Origin of the sequence: Bacillus sp. FJAT-47783, from assembly GCF_022808615.1 — a bacterium.
GTDB lineage: Bacteria > Bacillota > Bacilli > Bacillales > Aeribacillaceae > Bacillus_BZ.
In genome coordinates this window covers 1-17202 of the sequence record NZ_JAKZKS010000015.1, presented here as the reverse complement: position 1 = coordinate 17202, position 17202 = coordinate 1, and the positions used below count along the sequence as shown (strand labels likewise).

Here is a 17202-nt window from a genome sequence, read left to right as displayed (position 1 = left end):
GCAAATTGAGGCGCATAGCCTTTAGAAGGACGTACATCATTTAATGAAAGAAAACACAAAACGGGCTATTGCATATAAAAACATCTTGGAAATCTCGTCTCATCTTACAATGTCCATCATTCATCCTTTTTCATTTCTAACTTTATTTTTTTAATTTCCTCCTCGGATAATTCTGTTATTTCTATTATCGTTTCGATGTCGTACCCCTTTAAAAGCATCTTTTCAGCAACAGTTTCTTTTCCTTTTTCTATTCCTTTCTCTATTCCTTTTTCTATTCCTTTCTCTATTCCTTTTTCTATTCCTTTTTCTATTCCTTTCTTTTCATAAGAAGTGATCATCTCCATTATTTTCTCTCCTTCCTTTCTATGCATCTTTTTCACCTCACGATTTAGCTGTTCCCCCACCTATCGTCCTTGCTTACTAGAGAATCTTGAGGTGGGGGTCTTACTGCCTATTAAGAGTGGAATTTGCTGTTGTTTTCACGATGAACCGATAATCACTCAAAATATCACATCACGAATGATCGTTAGCGTTCATTTTCTTTTTTATTTTTTTAATTTCCTCCTCGGATATTTCCGTTATTTCTACAATCGTTTCGATGTCGTACCCCTTTAAAAGCATCTTTTCAGCAACAGTTTCTTTTCCTTTTTCTATTCCTTTCTCTATTCCTTTCTCTATTCCTTTTTCTATTCCTTTTTCTATTCCTTTCTCTATTCCTTTTTCTATTCCTTTTTCTATTCCTTTCTTTTCATAAGAAGTGATCATCTCCATTATTTTCTCCCCTTCCTTTCTATGCATCTTTTTCACCTCACGATTTAGCTGTTCTTCTTCTTGCTCCGAAAGTTTTAGATAGGTTTCAAAAAAGCCTATGATTAACTGTTGTTTCGCAGGATCTAGCTCCATACGTACTAACATTTTTAAGAATTCTATTTTTACTTGTACTCGTTCCCTTTTAGTATACCCCATTTTGCTCAATAGAGCTGAAGCAACTGGGTTTCCACTTTGTAAGTAACGGCGCCAATTTTGTTTTTTTAGCTCTATCGTTAAATAATGAAATTGCAGGACATCCATAAACGGAAATTGAATTGAAAACATTTGTGGTTCATTTCGGATTGAATCATAGCTGAAGATTGTAATTGGAAGGATTTTCGTGCGATATTTTTCATATAAACGACTAAAATACAAAAACATTCGTTCGTTAAAGTTTTTTTGAACATAGTTCTGTGATTCTATATGGATTACAATGAGTCCATCTTCTCCTTTTAACTTCGTTTGAACTAACAAATCGACTCGATATTTCTCACCTGCTGTTACATCTGTATAAATTTCTTCCGATAAAAAGTTTATGTACCGAAAGTCAATGTGCTCATACACCTTTGGGAAAAACAAAAGAATAAATTCTTCAAAAAAGTTTGAAATGAGCTCTTTGAATAAGCGATCATGATCAACTGCACGCATCAATTAGCCTCCTTTTTTACAGAACATTTGTTCTTATATCTATAGTATATTCTACTTTGAAATGTTAATCAACCAAAAAAAGCATGGCAAATGTATATTTACCAAGCTTTTTATGATCCGCTCTATTTCCGTATTATTCATCTAATTCTTGAATCACATCGCGAATGGCTTGCTTCATCTTTTTATATTCGATTTTTTCCCACTGCTTTAAAAAAGGGATAAATGCTTGATTTTTCGTTTCCTTCACTTTTTCTAAAAACAACAACATCATGCCACGATTTCGATCCTTTAAGTATTCCATACTTAATGGCTTGACATTTTGGTTAACCCACTGTTGCCATTCCGCTAGTAGTTCATCTGCGTATTGATCTCGCTCAATTTCCCAACCCTTTTCGGAAAAGACGATTACAGGTAGACGACCGCTATATTCAATTTCTAAGTAATCACTCAAAATCATCCAATCAATTCGGTGTTGAATTTGATCAATCGTTAAATGTTGATAGTAACCATACTTTGGATTCTCGTTCAATTTCAACTCCAACACTTTTTTATCTTTAGAACCTTTTAAGATTTTAGCAAGTAATGCTCGTCCGCCAACTGCGATCAAATCATCTGCCGCCCGTAAAATCGCTTTTATCTCATCTCTTGATAATGATCGAACATCACCTTTGTTCAAATGTACTTTTACTCTTCGTTTCCTTGCCATGTTTCTGTTAACTCCTTAGAAAGAATGGAAATTCATCATCTTTTGAAATATAACGTTTCTTTTCGCTTATTACTTCTCGAGTAAAACCATATGGAGCACCGTTTGATGTATATCCGGCGATACATAAAAATGATTGATCCACACATTTTTCATACTTTTGTATCGTTCCCTTTGCCTCAATTTCGAGTTGAACATTCTGCTTCTTCTCCGAAATCAAGCTCTTTAATAACCTAAACCTTATCTACCCCGTACTACTTACTGTACCCTTTTCCAATATCTTTTCCTTCGTATGTTTTGACCCATTCTATTGTATCTTAAAGTCTAACACGACACAGTCATCTTTTCTTCTAGTTACATTCCTTAGTCGGGAAATGATAAAAAGGATTTTTCCACTCCATTAATGTCCCGTAATTACACGATTCTTCATCCTCTAAATAGTTCGCTACCACTTGAACAGGCATGCGGCCGCAGCGAAGAAGGAAGGTAATGACAGGATCTTTTAAGTCGCCTTTTACAACCGAATCTAAATATTGTTGCGGCGTCATTTCATTTGCTTTTTTACAGTACCCTGGCATTCTGCCTCCACCTAGTAACCGCACCAACCCTTTATGAATAACGACGTCATACATGGCAAACATTAACCATTTACCCAACCCAAATGTTCGATAGGATGGACGAACACAAATATCGACAACATATAACGTATTGCCATTTGGATTATGATTTCGTATATAACCATTATCTGTAATCTCTTCCCATGTATGCTCTGGATGATTTGGGTCAAAATCAACCAATAAACCAGTTATCGATCCGGCTAGCTCACCGTCAACTTCAACACATAACGCTCCTTCTGGAAACAACGTAACATGGTTTTTCAACTGTTCCGTATTCCACCATAATTCAGACGGGAATGGTGGAGGAAAACTCTCTTGCTGAATGTGGATTAATCCAGAAAAGTCCTTTTCTTCATAATTTCGAATCAATGCCGGGATTGGCCGATCCTTGTCAAAAACGTAAAATTCCTTTCGATACATCATCGCACCACCTTGTCGAATGGAATCGTCTTATTTCCAATCAGGATAAAGATCAATACGGCGATCACGCCACGTTGTAACTGAACCACGCTCACGAACTTTATATAACAAGTCTAAATCGAGATCAGCTGTCACAATCATATCATTGTTGATTTCCCCTTCTACTAAAATACCTCGAGGAGGAAATGGAATATCATTTGGCGTAATCACTACTGCTTGACCGAAATTTGCTCGCATAAAATCAACGGTAGGGAGTGACCCTACTGTACCCGTACCAACGACATATACTTGATTTTCTACCGCTCTTGCATGGCTCGTGTAACGAACGCGGTGAAACCCATGACGATCATCGGTACAAGATGGGCAAAAAATAACATCCGCCCCTTTTGCCTTCACCATTCGGACGATTTCCGGGAATTCAATATCATAACAAGTTAACATGGCGATCGTACCTTTTTCCGTCTCAAACACCTCTATGCTATCACCTGGCGTCATATTCCATTCATTCACTTCCGTTGGGGTCATATGAAGCTTTGCTTGCTCTTTAACTGTCCCATCCGGATAGAACAAATGAGCTACATTATATAACCTCTCACCTTTCCGAATGACATGCGTACCCCCAATAATATGAATCTTTGTTTTCTTGGCAAGATCTATAAATAAGGAGCGATACTGCTCTGTAAAATCAGGTAAATCTTGTATGGAAAGTGATTGCCCTTGAGTATTCCCTATGGACATAAGCTGCGTCGTGAAAAATTCCGGGAATAAAACAAAATCCGCCTCAAATTCCTCTGCAGTTTTCACATAATGTTCTACTTGATTAGCAAATTCATGAAAGGATTGTATTGTATGAAGATGGTATTGAACAGCTGAGACTCTTAGTTTCATAAAGTCCCTCCTTCAGTTGTTATTAGTTTAGAAGAAAAATTCTAATTCCATCATAACAAATATACACTTTTATGTAAGTAAGCGTAATTGAGATTTCCTCTCCTTCTTTTAAAAAAGTTTTTTCATCGGATGTTTCACACACACCGTATGCTCAATGTTATGAACTAGCAATATTGATACGGTCAACATTTTTTAAAATGTAATTTACCTTACATATAAAATTTCTAAACCACGATAATATAAAAAGTGTACTACTACAAAATAAATGATTCTCTGTAATATAAGGAGGAAATACCCATGTCAAAATTTTTGCTCGGAGATAAAATCCCAAACTTTACTCTACCTTCTGCTTCAGGAAATGAATTTTCTTTTGAATCACATCAAAAAGAGCATTCAAAATGGCATCTCATTATCTTTTTTAGAGGTGCATGGTGCCCTGTTTGTGTCCAAGATTTAAAAGATTTAGAAGAAAATAAAGGATTTTTTGAGAGCAAGAACGTTCATTTAATAACTATTTCTACAGACACATTAAGCAACCTTAAAAAAATGGTAGAAGATCATCAGTTTTCCTTTCCGGTTTTATCTGATGAGAATCTAGAAGCTCTAAAGTCATTTGACGTATTTTATCATAGTGAAAATGCACCGTATGAAGACCATGGAGTGCATGGGGAACCGGCTTACTTCTTAGTTGATGAAAAAGGAAAATTACTTTATCAACAAAAACAAACAAGCCCATTCGGAAGACCATCTGCAACAGAGTTAAGAAAAATTGTGCAGTATATTGGGAAGAATTTAAAATAAAGGGAAACTTCATTCAGTAGTTTTTTTTCGACAGGATGTCCTAAAGGCACTTGTGACCCACAGGATGTGGGGGTCTTACTCCCGTTAAGAGTTGGATAAAAGAGCTGTCTAAAAAGTCCATACTAGGATAAAATACTCCAAAAATTAAGACCTAAAAAATGCTGAAACCTCAACATTCTTTAGGTCTACCTTTTTAGATTTTGGGGCGTAAATACTACTTTTCGGACAGACCTTTTGTTGATATTATTTTTCTTAGTAAGGTTAGATTATTGCAAGTTAAAGAAAACATGTCCCCCTAGTAATTCTTCATAACGAAGTTGTGCCTCTTCTCCTGTTTTCACTAAACCAGAAATATAACCTTCTTTTTCACTTCCTACGTACATTTCAAAACTAAAATCAGGTTCAGTAGTCCCAGTTATATCACCGCTATAAATATCTCCGCTTTCACTTACCATTGTGAAATTTATAATTCCATCAATATGAAATGGCAAGTCTTCTGTTTCAGATTCTACAAATTTTACTTTTGTTTTCGCTAAAACCCACTCATACCCTTCTGGAGCAGGTTCATTAAACTCATTCATAGATTTTAATTTTTGATATGCATCATCACCGCGAATCACTTCTACTACCGTTAAATCAAACTTTATAGGGAAGGACTCACCTTCATCATTATATAATTCGTCATCCACTGTAGCTGTTGCCTGGAATGGTACAGGATTAGATCGAGAACCTAGTTTAGATTCTGGCTCTTCTTTTTTCTCCGTTTCTTCTGGAGTATCAGCATCTTGTTGTTGATTTGCATCTTCTTTTACCGTAATATCTTTTGTATCTTGACCACATCCTCCAAGTAAAACGATGCTCAATAACCCAAAGAAAAGTAGGTTAAGTATTTTGTTTCGAGTAGTTTTCATGTTCCTTCCTCCTCATATTTTTTAGTGTATTTGTTATTCTTTTTCTTCTTCCTCCAAATCATCTGGATAAACAATTTGGTCAAATATTTCTTGGGTAGCTTCGTCTTTTAAAAATATGGTTACTTTATAATTATCTGGATCAACACCATTAAAGAGCTGGTACATCATTCCTTGCATACCTAAGCCCAATGCAGCAAAACCATCAAAACTATTCTCATATTTCCCTTTGTCCACCTCTAGAGTAAATTCCGAAAATGAATGATTATGAGTAATATCCTTGATTGATACATAATCTTCACTATTTATTGTTTCTTCAATTGTTTCATTCATACTTGTTTCTAATTCTTTCATCATTTCTTTATGCTTTGCTTTAGACATTTTATACGTAAGAGAGCCGTCGTCATTTTTCGTGACATCGGTAATTCCCTCTTCTTTCGCATCTGCAATAGCAGCGTCTATATCTTCGCCCTCAAACATTGAAGCTGGCAATGTAATTTCTACATTTAATAGACCTTTTTCAACATCAACAGTTTGATCTTCTGTATGTTGCTCAGATTTTTCACCTTTACTAGCATTATTCTCTTGATCATTATTTGAACAAGCTGCAAGAAAAGTGATAAGTAGAGTACAAAGTATGTAGGTAAATCTTCTCATGCATAATCCTCCTCGTAATACTATTTATGTGAAAATTGGAACCTCCATACAATTATACTTATTTTTTAAAAGAATTCTAGTAGTTTTTTACTAGAAATAATTTTAAATTAATCCTTTCAACAGTAACCACCTCATTATAATTTCCAAGGAAAGTTTCGTGACTTCATTTGTGATATGGATGACACCTATCTCAATTGTTATTTAGTTCACTTGAAATCCTATCCAAACAAAAAGGACGAACCATTTAATAATATCAATCAATGGTTCGTCCTAAGTAATGATTCCGACTGGGCTCGAACTAGCGACCTCCACCTAGTCAATTTTGATCTGTAAAATAAAATGGAGTAATCTCTCATGTAAATAAGTCTTAAACATCATAATCAAATAAATTAATTACTTGACTCTTGCAAAAAAATTGTTATGAAAATGAACAAAAACAAAACCGTAATCCATTCGCATCTAGTTCCCCAGATACTGGATTACCGTTTTGGCCGAACAATTTATTTTGTTAACAATAAGACTTCTCTAGAGTCCTTACTCTCAAATGAAGGCAATCCACACTCAAAATCAACCTTAAGCCACCAATTAGGGGTAGACTTTTCATTAATATAATTCACTATAACTTGTGGCTTTGCCCCATATTCTAGAAGAGAAAAAATCGCTTTACTGTAAAAGCCCGGAACATACCCTAATTGCTTTCCGTTGTCAGTGTATATGCCTACTGCGTTCTGGTCAACCGGATTAGTTGGTTCTTGCACTAACTTCAATGGTTGGTTCAAAGTCAACCAATTAGGCCATTCAATTGGCAAATTACGGTGTCGCATTCCGTGAACAAAAAAGGATGTATAAAGCTTCCCATTACTTTCAAGACGCAATGGTTGTTCAAACGAATAAGTATCATTCGCTAAACGACCTCGTGTCTGCTGTAATAACTCCATCTTTGAACAGTTTTCGTTCAATCCAAGGTCAGACAATATAGCTTCGTAGTCAGACCGGTTTGGAGACGGTAAACGACGATCAAAAGCAGGAAAGAGCTTTTTAGACTGATAAGTTTTCGTTATTTCTGGAAATGCAGGATGTAAAATGTATCCCTTCTCAATAGCTTCTATAATTGTACGGTGACCGTTTTCATAATTGGTATAGGAAAACTCGTATATTCCATCTTTAAACGACAGTGTACCAACATGGTAATACAAACGGCTTTCCAAATCTTGCCAAACGACTAATAGTGTATGCACTTTTTTCATAACGTTGATTCACCGCTTTCAACCCATTCTAAAATTGTGTCTCTTCTAAAAGGTATTATATTTAATAGCCATACTTTTTGCGCATCGCTTAAAATACGTAAAGAATGTATATAATCCCCGTACTTTTTCACATCAAAATTCATCAATCGCCTTACATTCTCCGTAAACTCATCAGGGAAATTTACTCCATCGACCAATTCCATGAAGCCGAATCTAATTGCGTTCTCCAACGCAAAAAACGCACCAAGCAGTACGCTATTTTATGACTGTGCAATTTCGATTGTATCTTGCATTTTTTCAACTTTCTTCATACCTTTGTTGTACAATTCCCAACGCTTATCACCGTATTTTGATTCCTTTGCAAAAGTAAACAACATCAAAGTTTCGTCAATCCATTCTTCTAGTGGTTTAAACCCGTTAGTGTACTGTTTCATTTCGTTCAATCTTCGAAGTTTATGTTCGATATCGTCAACAAAGAAGTCCGAATTGCTTTCGGCGTCAAATTCATTCGAAGGTTTGTCCGCAATATCGGAAACAAGACCCATGATAACACCGATAAATTGTTCAGTAGTTGGTTTTTGTGGTGCGTCCGTGTTCGAATGAATTCGTTCAATTAGCGAACCCGTATCTTTCATAAATCCATAACCATTTTCGTATCTAACGATATTATCGTTATCACTAGAAACAATGCCTTTACTTGGAAGTTCCCAATTTGCGATATGTTTTGCAATTTCCTTATAAGGGTATTCAAGTTCCGAAATTTTAGTTACGTTCTCCGCTTCACCAAAAATAAACGTTTCAAGTTCGATTGTCTTTTGTCCGTCCATTTGATGTGCTACACCGAACGTTTTTCCCTTACCTTTATTATTAATTGCAATGTCAACATCGTTCAACAACTGTTTAGTATATTTGATTGCTTGAATCATTCTTTCGCTTGGTGCTTTCCAATCTTTTGAGGCTTCACGTTTGTTTTCCCAGTATTCTTCGGGGTCAATATGTGCCGTCCGATTGTCGTGTTCTTCGATAATTATTCCCACAAGTTTTCGTAAGTTGTCGAAATCCTTTTTAAGCGAAATCCCTTCGACTTGAATAATGTCAAGACCATTATCTAACGACATTGCTTCCAAATAGTAATAATACCCTTCGTCGTGACCCGATTGAATAAGTTTCGAATCTTCGTCGGGTGTATCATGAAATATACGATTCACTTCCGCAATATAATCCTTCGCATTTGTTGAGAAGTCGTATTTCATTTCTTCGTTCAACTTCGTGGCGTCCTTCCATGCTTTTTCGTCAACAATATCCTTTTTAGATTTATTATTTTCGGTGTTTTCCACCGCGTGTGCAACGCTTTCTTTCGATTCGATTTTCGATTCTTTGTCCGAACTACATGCCGACAATAGCAAAGATGACGCAATTATTGTTGTTCCGATAATTTGTTTCAATTGTAAAGTCGCCCCTATTCTAAATATTCTATAATTAATTATAACTTGGTTAATACATCCAAACAAAACATAAAAAGAAGGGAAAATCCCGCCATTGCTTGTTCATCCGTTTCCAATGCTTGGTTTTCGTCAAGAGGAATTAATACAAATTCAACCATTTAATAGATCAAAGAATACTACTATTGTTTGATTATTTTTATCTCCAATGAGTTTACAGCCCGACCTTCGGCGAGTTTCGCTTTATAGAAGAATTGGAATAAAGCGTCCAAATCATTGTTGGAATTCGAAAGAACACCTCTTCTTTCAGTCTTGACACGCCTTCTCGCTTCGCCAAATGCTTTTCAGTCATAACAAAAAACACGTCCTTTCTATACGTTTTATCGTAAAGAATTGACGTGCTGTTATCTGCTTCGTTTTAGCGCTGTTATCCGTATCAAGTCAACGATACAATTCAATGAAAACAAAAAACGGCAAAACGCTTATTTATCAACGCTTTACCGTCGTGATGATTCCGACTGGGCTCGAACCAGCGACCTCCACCCTGTCAAGGTGGCGCTCTCCCAGCTGAGCTACGGAATCACGTGCTGGGTATTTGGTATTTCGTGGTGACAATGATTATTATATGTAAGAACGAGAGTAAAGTCAACACTTTCCCGGAAATTTTTTGATAGATTTATGTATCTTCGAATATTTCCATGTAGTTAATAGTTGGGGTAGGACATCCTTTAATGATAAATTTCTAGACTTGCGGATAACTTTCATTATTTGCGGTTAATTTTCATAACTTGCGCCAGTTTTTGACTAACCTGCGGATTTGACCCACAACACCTGACCTCTTAATAAATTATATCCCCCGACGCAGGTCGGGGGATTTCTGTCTTCTTTATGCATTTTGTGATTTCATCGGCTTGTTTCCCTCTCGTTTCCAGACAAATTGGATGCCGATTAGAGCTGCGAATGCGACTAATCCGATTGTATCTGTCCATACGCCTGGATAGATGAGCATAAGGCCTGTTGCAATGGCGAACAGACGCTCGACCCAGTGTAAAGTGCGGAACCAGTAGCCAATCATGCCGGCACCGATGGCAATCATACCTGTGATCGCCGTAAAGATAACCCAAATTAGTTCAGTTGCATTCGTATCGATCATTAACAGTTCAGGTGATAAAACGAACATGTATGGGATAATAAAGGCTGCAATTGCAAGTTTTGCCGATTGTATCCCGGTTCGTATCGGTTCACCGCCAGATACCCCTGCTGCGGCAAAGGCAGCTAACGCTACTGGTGGTGTAATGTCGGCAATAATCCCGAAATAGAAAACAAATAAATGAGCGGATAAATCAGGAATGCCGAGTAAAATAATGGCTGGAGCGGCAATTGTTGATGTAATAACATAGTTTGCCGTCGTTGGTGAACCCATCCCTAATATAATGGCCGCAATCATCGTTAAAAATAGTGTTGGAAGTAACTTTCCACCCGCAATGTCTATTAACCCGTTGGCAAGTTTAAGGCCAAGACCTGTTTTCGTTACGATTCCGACAATAATACCTGCTGCTGCTGTTGCGGCTGCTACTGCTAATGCAGTGCGAGCACCGTCGACAAGTGCATAAATAATATCTACTAGCTTCATATTCGCTGCACGATTAATGAAGCCTACGATAATCGCAATTAAAATCGAATACAATGCAGCATGTGTAACGGTTATGCCTGACATTAATAAAACGATAACCGCTAAAATGGGAATGAGTAAGTATATTTTCTTTAACACTTCTTTACGATTTGGCATTTCTTCTTTTGCAAGACCGCTTAAGCCGATACGTTTTGCTTCAAAGTGTGTCATAATCCACACACCGGTAAAGTAAAGGATGGCTGGAATCGCTGCAGCTTTCGCAATATCCCAATACGTTAATCCACCGCCGATAAATTCGACCATTAAAAACGCTGCCGCACCCATGATCGGTGGCATGAGCTGTCCACCAGTTGATGCAGCCGCTTCAACAGCACCAGCAAACTCACGCTTATACCCCAATTTTTTCATCATTGGAATCGTGAAAGAACCCGATGTAACAACGTTCGCAACGGAGCTTCCGCTAATCGTTCCTTGCAGGGCACTGGAGAAAATCGCAACCTTTGCAGGACCTCCTGTACGTTTTCCGGCAATGGATACCGCTAAATCATTGAAATATTGGCCGACTCCTGTTTTGACAAGGAAGGAACCGAATAATAAGAATAAGAAAATAAATGTCGCCGATACGCCAAGCGGTGTCCCTAAAATCCCTTCGGTCGTAAAGAACATTGTTTGCACTAAACGCTCCAAGCTTAAGCCGCTATGTTGTAAAAAGCCCGGCATGCTTTCGCCAAAATATCCGTAAGACAAAAACAAGATGGCAATAATCGTTATCGGTAAACCGACTGCACGTCTTGTCGCCTCTAAAACGAGTAAAATCGCTAAAACCCCAACATAAAAGTCAGTATCTGTTAACAGACCGACGCGCATGACGATCGCATCAATATTTGTTGGCCAATAAGCTCCAACGTAAACACTTAATAATGCAAGGATTATATCATACCATGCAACTTGTAGCTTCCCCTTCTTTTTCTGCCCTCTACGAGCTGGAAACAAAAGAAAGATTAACGCTAAAGCAAAACCTAAGTGAATCGAACGCTGAATTTGCGCGGTAAATACCCCGAAAATCGCCGTATATAATTGAAATAATGAAAACGCTAATAGCCCGACAAACGTAATGATCCGAAAGATACCTTTTAAGTTTCGTGTATTCGATTCTGGATCATATTTTTCTAAAATCTTTTGCTGCTCTTCAGCTGATAACGTTTCGAATTTTTCGTTATTCACTGATGTTCACTCCTTTCAACTGTTGCCATAAATTTAACCGTGCTGGAATGATTCTTACCCATGTTCCCCCATCGATCCATTTTGTAAGCTTATATTTTTTCTCATCATAAATAAGTTTATGATCCGCTCTAACTTGTCCAATTCGCAAGTCGAGTGTTTGAAAGTGGCGATCCATATTGGAAATGACATATTTTCCATTCTTTTTGTCAAATCGCTCGTTTCCTTCTGCATTCGATGGCATCCCGATCGCAAAGTCTTCATACTCCAATTGTGTTTGTACAAGCTTTTCATTTTCTATTTTGTACGTTTCAATCACATCTGATAAATGAATAGAATGTGTATATTCTATTTGAAATGTGTCTGACTCTTTTAATGGAAGGAAGAGAAGTAACTGATTTGTGTCTTCAAAGTAAAAGGCTATCGTTTGTTTATAAGGAAAGAAAAAAACAAAAGCGATGAGTAAAAGAAGAAGGGGTAAAATAAAGAATCGTTTATATTTACGTAACATATCAACCCCACCCAATAAAATGAAAAAGCACACATGAAAACGATAGACCGAATGAATCGGTCTATCATTTATATTCTACTTACTCGATTATTTAACGCCCTTTTCCGTGAAATATTTGTCAGCACCTGGATGAACTGTTATATCACCAATACCGTCAAGAGCTGTTTCTGCTTTAATTAATTCACCTTTTGCATGTGTGATTTTATCTGTGTTTTCAAAAATCGCTTTTGTAATGTTGTAAACCGTGTCTTCATCTAAGTCTTCACGAACAACTAACATCGCTTTGACTGCAACTGTTGCAACATCTTCTTCAATTCCATATGTTCCAGATGGAACTGTTTCTTCCGCATAGTACGGATATTTCTCGATTAATTCTTTCGCTTTATCAGCAGAAACCGGAATAACTTTTACATCTTCAGTTGCTGCTAATGCTTCAACTGAACCGGTAGGCGTTCCAGCTGTAATGAACGCAGCATCGATATTTCCAGCTTGGAGACCATCTGTTGATTCTTTAAAATCCACATTTCGCGCTTCAATATCGTCAACAGATAAACCGTGAATCTCTAAGATTTGTAAAGCGTTTGCATTAACACCAGAACCTAGCGCACCGATTGAAACCGTTTTCCCTTTTAAGTCTTCTACAGACTCAATACCGCTATCTTTCGTTGTAATGATTTGAACGGTCTCTGGGTAGAGTGTACCAATTGCTTGTACGTTTTCTACTTTATTTCCATCAAACATTAATTCGCCGTTTAATGCATATGTAGCGATATCTGTTTGCGTAAAGGCAATTTCAGCATCGCCACCTTTAAGCGTATTCATATTTTCAACAGAAGCACCAGATGATTGTGCACTTGCCTTTAATTCTGTCTCGTCTTCGATGATACTAGCCATTGCGCCACCTAAAGGATAATATGTACCACCAGTACCACCTGTTACAATACTTAAACTCGTTACTGCTTTTCCTTTATCACCTTCACCGCCACCATTGCCTTCGTCGCCACCGTTCCCACATGCGGCCATAACCATCGCAATCGTAAGCATCACTGTGAAAAGAAGACTGCTACGTAACTTTTTCAACGTAAACACCCCTTTTATATCTAATTTTAAAACTACAAAAATATAATAACATAATCTTTGTCTTAATTGTCAAATAATAATAAAAAAATTTGGTATATCTAACAGTTAATAATAGCGTAAAATATCGTAATTTATCAAATAACAAGATTAAAAAAACTGTTTTGACGTAGTAAATCCTTAACTTAATCTGCAAGTTTATATTACTTTTTCATGTCCTACTTAACTATTTTCATCATTTGGGGTTTAGTTTCAAGTATTGGGCTTTTCTTTCATCATTTGGGGGTTTCTTTCAAGTTTTGGGGTTTATTTTCAGAAATTGAGCCTTAGATGGACCTTATTGGGGTTTTCGCTAAAAGTATCGCTCCTACCATCTTGCTGATTTCAGCCAAAATACACAAAAATCCGGCCCCCACCGAACCGGATTTCTTCCTATATTTTTATTTTTTGCTCGAGTTTTGCGAATGCGTTCGAAAAGTCGTTTTTTAAGTCCTCGATGTTTTCAAGCCCGACGCTTAGGCGAAGGAGACCGTTTGTAATCCCTCTCTTCAACCGTTCTTTTTCTGGCATTGCCGCATGCGACATTTTCGCTGGATACGATAAAATGGATTCAACAGCACCTAAACTGACGGCAAATACCGGAATTTCTAAATGCGATACAAGGGTCTTGACGGCGTTTTCGTCTTTCAATTGAAAAGAAAAAACGGCTCCTGCCCCATCGGCTTGATAGCGCTGAATACTTGATCCTGGGTGGTCTTCAAAACCTGGATAATGAACAGCCTCGACCGCTGGGTGTTGACGGAGAAATTTCGCAAGCTCCAAAGCCGTTTGTTCCGATTGTTTAAGACGGACGTGTAATGTCTTTAAGCCTCTTAAAACAAGCCAACAATCTTGTGGACCTAAAACTGCCCCGAAAGCATTTTGCAATTTATACAGCTTTTCCCCTAATTTTTCCTCTTTAACGACCGCGAGACCAGCTAACACATCACTATGTCCTGCTAAAAACTTCGTCGCACTGTGGAGGACAATATCAGCACCGAGCTCGAGCGGCCTTTGGAGTGCCGGTGTCATAAACGTATTATCAACAAACGTTAAACAGCCGTTTGCTTTCGCTAGTTTTGCAACCCCTTGAATATCAGTTACTTTCATCAGTGGGTTTGATGGTGTTTCAATGTAAAGAACTTTCGTATTGGGACGAATGCTTGATGCGACTTCATGTAAGTCCGTCATATTGACAAATGTATGGTCAATCCCAAACTTTGTTAACACATCGGCAACGACACGATACGTCCCGCCATATACATCCTCTGATACGAGAACGTGATCCCCTTTAGATAATAGAAGAAAAGCGGTCGAAATTGCGGCCATTCCCGAGGCGAAGGCGAACCCTCTCACTCCTCCTTCTAATTCTGCAATCGCATCTTCCAACGCTTCCCTCGTTGGATTTCCCGAGCGGCTATAATCATAATTCGGCGAAGCGTTAAAATCTTCTTGATGGAACGTGGAAGCATGTTGGATTGGAACACTGACCCCTTTCGTAACGGAATCAAATTTATGCTTATTGTGCAGCAATTTCGTTTGAATCGTCCATTTATTCGCCACGCGTGCTCACCGCCTCTTTTGCCGCTATTTGTAAAGCTTGCACTAAGTCTTGCTTTAAATCTTCTACATCTTCAATCCCAACGGAAAAACGAAGGAGCCGATGACAGACACCATTTTCGATACGAATTTCCTCCGGGATGTCAGCATGCGTTTGCGTTGCTGGGTACGTAATAAAGCTTTCTGCTCCGCCTAAGCTTTCCGCAAAACAGATGAGCGACAAATTTCGTAAAAACGGATCCACCCATTCTTCTTTTTGAACGCGGAATGAGATCATACCACCCCTTCCCGGATATAAAACGTCTGTGATTTCATTTAGTTCTGCTAAATATTTCGCTAAAATTTTCGCGTTTTCTTCATGCTTTTTCATGCGCAGCGATAATGTTTTCATCCCGCGAAGAAGGAGCCAGCTGTCAAAAGGTGATAGCACACTACCAATCGCATTTTGTTGATTGAAAAGCCGATTGCAAAGCTCCTCTCCTTTTGCGACAACAAGTCCCGCTAAAACATCATTATGACCACCTAAATATTTCGTCGCACTATGGACGACAATATCGGCTCCTTCCTCTATTGGTCGCTGAAGCACTGGTGTATAAAACGTATTATCAACGATGAGTAAAAGATTGTATGCGTTAGCTAATTCAGCAATGGGGCGAATAGCGGTTTCTTGCATTAATGGATTCGTTGGCGTTTCAATGAAAATCGCCTTCGTTCTTTCGTTAATACGTTCTTCCGTTTTTAGTAAAGAAGAAAAATCATCATATTGTATCCGTAGTCCGTACCGCCTGCTATCTTCTAATAATCGATACGTTCCACCGTATAAATCAGCTGATACAAGGAGCTCATCCCCAGCTGAAAATAGTGATAAAACCGTTTGGATCGCGGCCATTCCAGAGGAAAAAGCAAACCCACGATCTCCCCTTTCAAGTGTACAAATCGCTTCTTCTACGAGTTGACGTGTCGGGTTCCCCGTTCTACTGTAGTCATAGCCGGTTGATTCACCAATCCCGACATGGCGATAAGCAGTGGATAAATAAATGGGTGCACTGACCGTTCCAGTTGCAGTTTCTGAACGGTTCCCTAATTGAGCTAAAATCGTATCAATGTGAGACTTATTCATTGTTTGACTACCTCCTTAAATTTGTCTTCGGAGGCCGTGTTGTCAATCGGACCGTTACGGCAGTTTCAAGCGGAATCCTACTGACCGTTAAGAGTGGGATAAAAAACAAAAACACCTTCTTTAGAAGAAGAAGGTGTTACGTTTAAGTATGCCCCTTCTTATCTTCCAAGCATGACAAACGGCTAAAAGCTGCTTGCTGGATTTAGCACCTTGGTACAATAAAAAACGTTTAGTACCGGTTGCTGAGATTTCATCGGGCCAGATCCCTCCATCTCTCTCGATAAGAAAATAAAAATTATCAACTTTTTTTATTACTCTAAAGCATTGCGCGAATAATTTCAAGAATAATTTTAATATTTTATATTAATCAATGGATCATTTTCTTATGTGACGTTACGTTATTGTATTCTAAGCTGCACACCTGCATGAACATTTTCTTTGAAAGTTGGGATGAAACTTCATTCAGTTTTTTTCATCTTCCACTGAATGTTAGTAACCGAAAGGCCATTGTAACCCACAGGACGTGGCACTCTTCGTCTATGTTCATTTTATTCGGACCTTTACTGGCAGCTGTCCCACACCTATCTTCTTTGCTTTACGACAAATTCTTGAGGTGGGGCTTACTACCCGTTAAGAGTGGGATAAAACTCTAAACAGCATTTTTCATGAATTCATGTTAGAATAAATGGAAACGCTGTATTTATTAACACATCTAGATGGGGGAATGAAAGCATTAAACTCACTCTCGAAAAAATAACAATCCATTCTTATTACTCAAACTTCGCATACTGAAATCGGCAAATAAGCCTTGATATAGTTAGGTAAGGCTGCTACCCATTGCTGTAGTTGACTTTGTATTAGTTTTTTGATTTTTCGATTTGACTTTTTAAGGACATCTTC

16 protein-coding genes, 1 tRNA gene and 1 riboswitch are annotated in these 17202 nt (G+C 37.9%); of the genes, 1 reads left to right on the top strand and 16 read right to left on the bottom strand.

What is annotated here, in order from left to right:
• Positions 1 to 116 precede the first annotated feature (116 nt).
• The 5 genes from MLD65_RS11545 to MLD65_RS11525 all read right to left on the bottom strand — a co-directional run bounded on the left by MLD65_RS11545 (position 117) and on the right by MLD65_RS11525 (position 4086).
• A complete protein-coding gene (locus tag MLD65_RS11545) occupies positions 117 to 371 on the bottom strand; it encodes an RpnC/YadD family protein (RefSeq protein ID WP_243292023.1) in 255 nt (84 codons plus the stop codon).
• A gap of 142 nt (positions 372 to 513) precedes the next feature.
• Positions 514 to 1458, bottom strand: a complete 945-nt coding sequence (locus MLD65_RS11540) for an RpnC/YadD family protein (protein WP_243292022.1) — start codon at positions 1456 to 1458, stop codon at positions 514 to 516.
• Positions 1459 to 1591: 133 nt separating this feature from the next.
• Positions 1592 to 2164 carry an RQC-minor-1 family DNA-binding protein gene (locus MLD65_RS11535; RefSeq protein ID WP_243292021.1) on the bottom strand — a complete coding sequence of 191 codons (573 nt, stop codon included), beginning with the start codon at positions 2162 to 2164 and terminating at the stop codon, positions 1592 to 1594.
• A gap of 347 nt (positions 2165 to 2511) precedes the next feature.
• Positions 2512 to 3198 carry a GNAT family N-acetyltransferase gene (locus MLD65_RS11530; RefSeq protein WP_243292081.1) on the bottom strand — a complete coding sequence of 229 codons (687 nt, stop codon included), beginning with the start codon at positions 3196 to 3198 and terminating at the stop codon, positions 2512 to 2514.
• Between the two features lie 30 nt (positions 3199 to 3228).
• Entirely contained in the window at positions 3229 to 4086 is an 858-nt protein-coding gene (locus MLD65_RS11525; protein ID WP_243292020.1) for a carbon-nitrogen hydrolase family protein, read from the bottom strand.
• A 297-nt stretch (positions 4087 to 4383) separates the two neighbouring features.
• Between MLD65_RS11525 and MLD65_RS11520 the strand changes: the two genes are divergently transcribed.
• A complete protein-coding gene (locus tag MLD65_RS11520; protein WP_243292019.1) occupies positions 4384 to 4887 on the top strand; it encodes a peroxiredoxin family protein in 504 nt (167 codons plus the stop codon).
• 266 nt (positions 4888 to 5153) lie between these two features.
• On the opposite strand, the gene MLD65_RS11515 is transcribed toward MLD65_RS11520, so the two are convergent.
• The 11 genes from MLD65_RS11515 to MLD65_RS11465 form a co-directional block, all read right to left on the bottom strand.
• Positions 5154 to 5798 carry a hypothetical protein gene (locus MLD65_RS11515; RefSeq protein WP_243292018.1) on the bottom strand — a complete coding sequence of 215 codons (645 nt, stop codon included), beginning with the start codon at positions 5796 to 5798 and terminating at the stop codon, positions 5154 to 5156.
• Positions 5799 to 5831: 33 nt separating this feature from the next.
• Positions 5832 to 6452 (bottom strand): hypothetical protein, encoded by a 621-nt coding sequence (locus MLD65_RS11510; RefSeq protein ID WP_243292017.1) that lies wholly within the window; start codon positions 6450 to 6452, stop codon positions 5832 to 5834.
• A gap of 500 nt (positions 6453 to 6952) precedes the next feature.
• Positions 6953 to 7699, bottom strand: a complete 747-nt coding sequence (locus MLD65_RS11505) for an HIRAN domain-containing protein (protein WP_243292016.1) — start codon at positions 7697 to 7699, stop codon at positions 6953 to 6955.
• Entirely contained in the window at positions 7696 to 7929 is a 234-nt protein-coding gene (locus tag MLD65_RS11500) for a hypothetical protein (RefSeq protein WP_243292015.1), read from the bottom strand. The genes MLD65_RS11505 and MLD65_RS11500 overlap by 4 nt, the downstream gene beginning before the upstream one ends.
• Positions 7930 to 7959: 30 nt before the next feature.
• Positions 7960 to 9144, bottom strand: a complete 1185-nt coding sequence (locus MLD65_RS11495) for a hypothetical protein (protein ID WP_243292014.1) — start codon at positions 9142 to 9144, stop codon at positions 7960 to 7962.
• Between the two features lie 506 nt (positions 9145 to 9650).
• Positions 9651 to 9723: transfer RNA gene (locus tag MLD65_RS11490), tRNA-Val, on the bottom strand.
• A gap of 304 nt (positions 9724 to 10027) precedes the next feature.
• A complete protein-coding gene (locus MLD65_RS11485) occupies positions 10028 to 11998 on the bottom strand; it encodes a TRAP transporter permease (protein ID WP_243292013.1) in 1971 nt (656 codons plus the stop codon).
• A complete protein-coding gene (locus MLD65_RS11480) occupies positions 11991 to 12506 on the bottom strand; it encodes a DUF1850 domain-containing protein (RefSeq protein ID WP_243292012.1) in 516 nt (171 codons plus the stop codon). The genes MLD65_RS11485 and MLD65_RS11480 overlap by 8 nt, the downstream gene beginning before the upstream one ends.
• Positions 12507 to 12593: 87 nt before the next feature.
• The gene (locus MLD65_RS11475) at positions 12594 to 13586 is read right to left on the bottom strand and encodes a TAXI family TRAP transporter solute-binding subunit (protein WP_279326052.1); all 993 of its coding nucleotides are present in this window, start codon (positions 13584 to 13586) and stop codon (positions 12594 to 12596) included.
• Positions 13587 to 14015: 429 nt separating this feature from the next.
• Positions 14016 to 15185 (bottom strand): cystathionine beta-lyase, encoded by a 1170-nt coding sequence (gene metC / locus MLD65_RS11470; protein ID WP_243292011.1) that lies wholly within the window; start codon positions 15183 to 15185, stop codon positions 14016 to 14018.
• Entirely contained in the window at positions 15175 to 16302 is a 1128-nt protein-coding gene (locus MLD65_RS11465) for a methionine biosynthesis PLP-dependent protein (RefSeq protein ID WP_243292010.1), read from the bottom strand. Before MLD65_RS11465 ends, metC begins: the two co-directional genes overlap by 11 nt.
• A 155-nt stretch (positions 16303 to 16457) precedes the next feature.
• Positions 16458 to 16589, bottom strand: a riboswitch (SAM riboswitch).
• Positions 16590 to 17202: the final 613 nt, after the last annotated feature.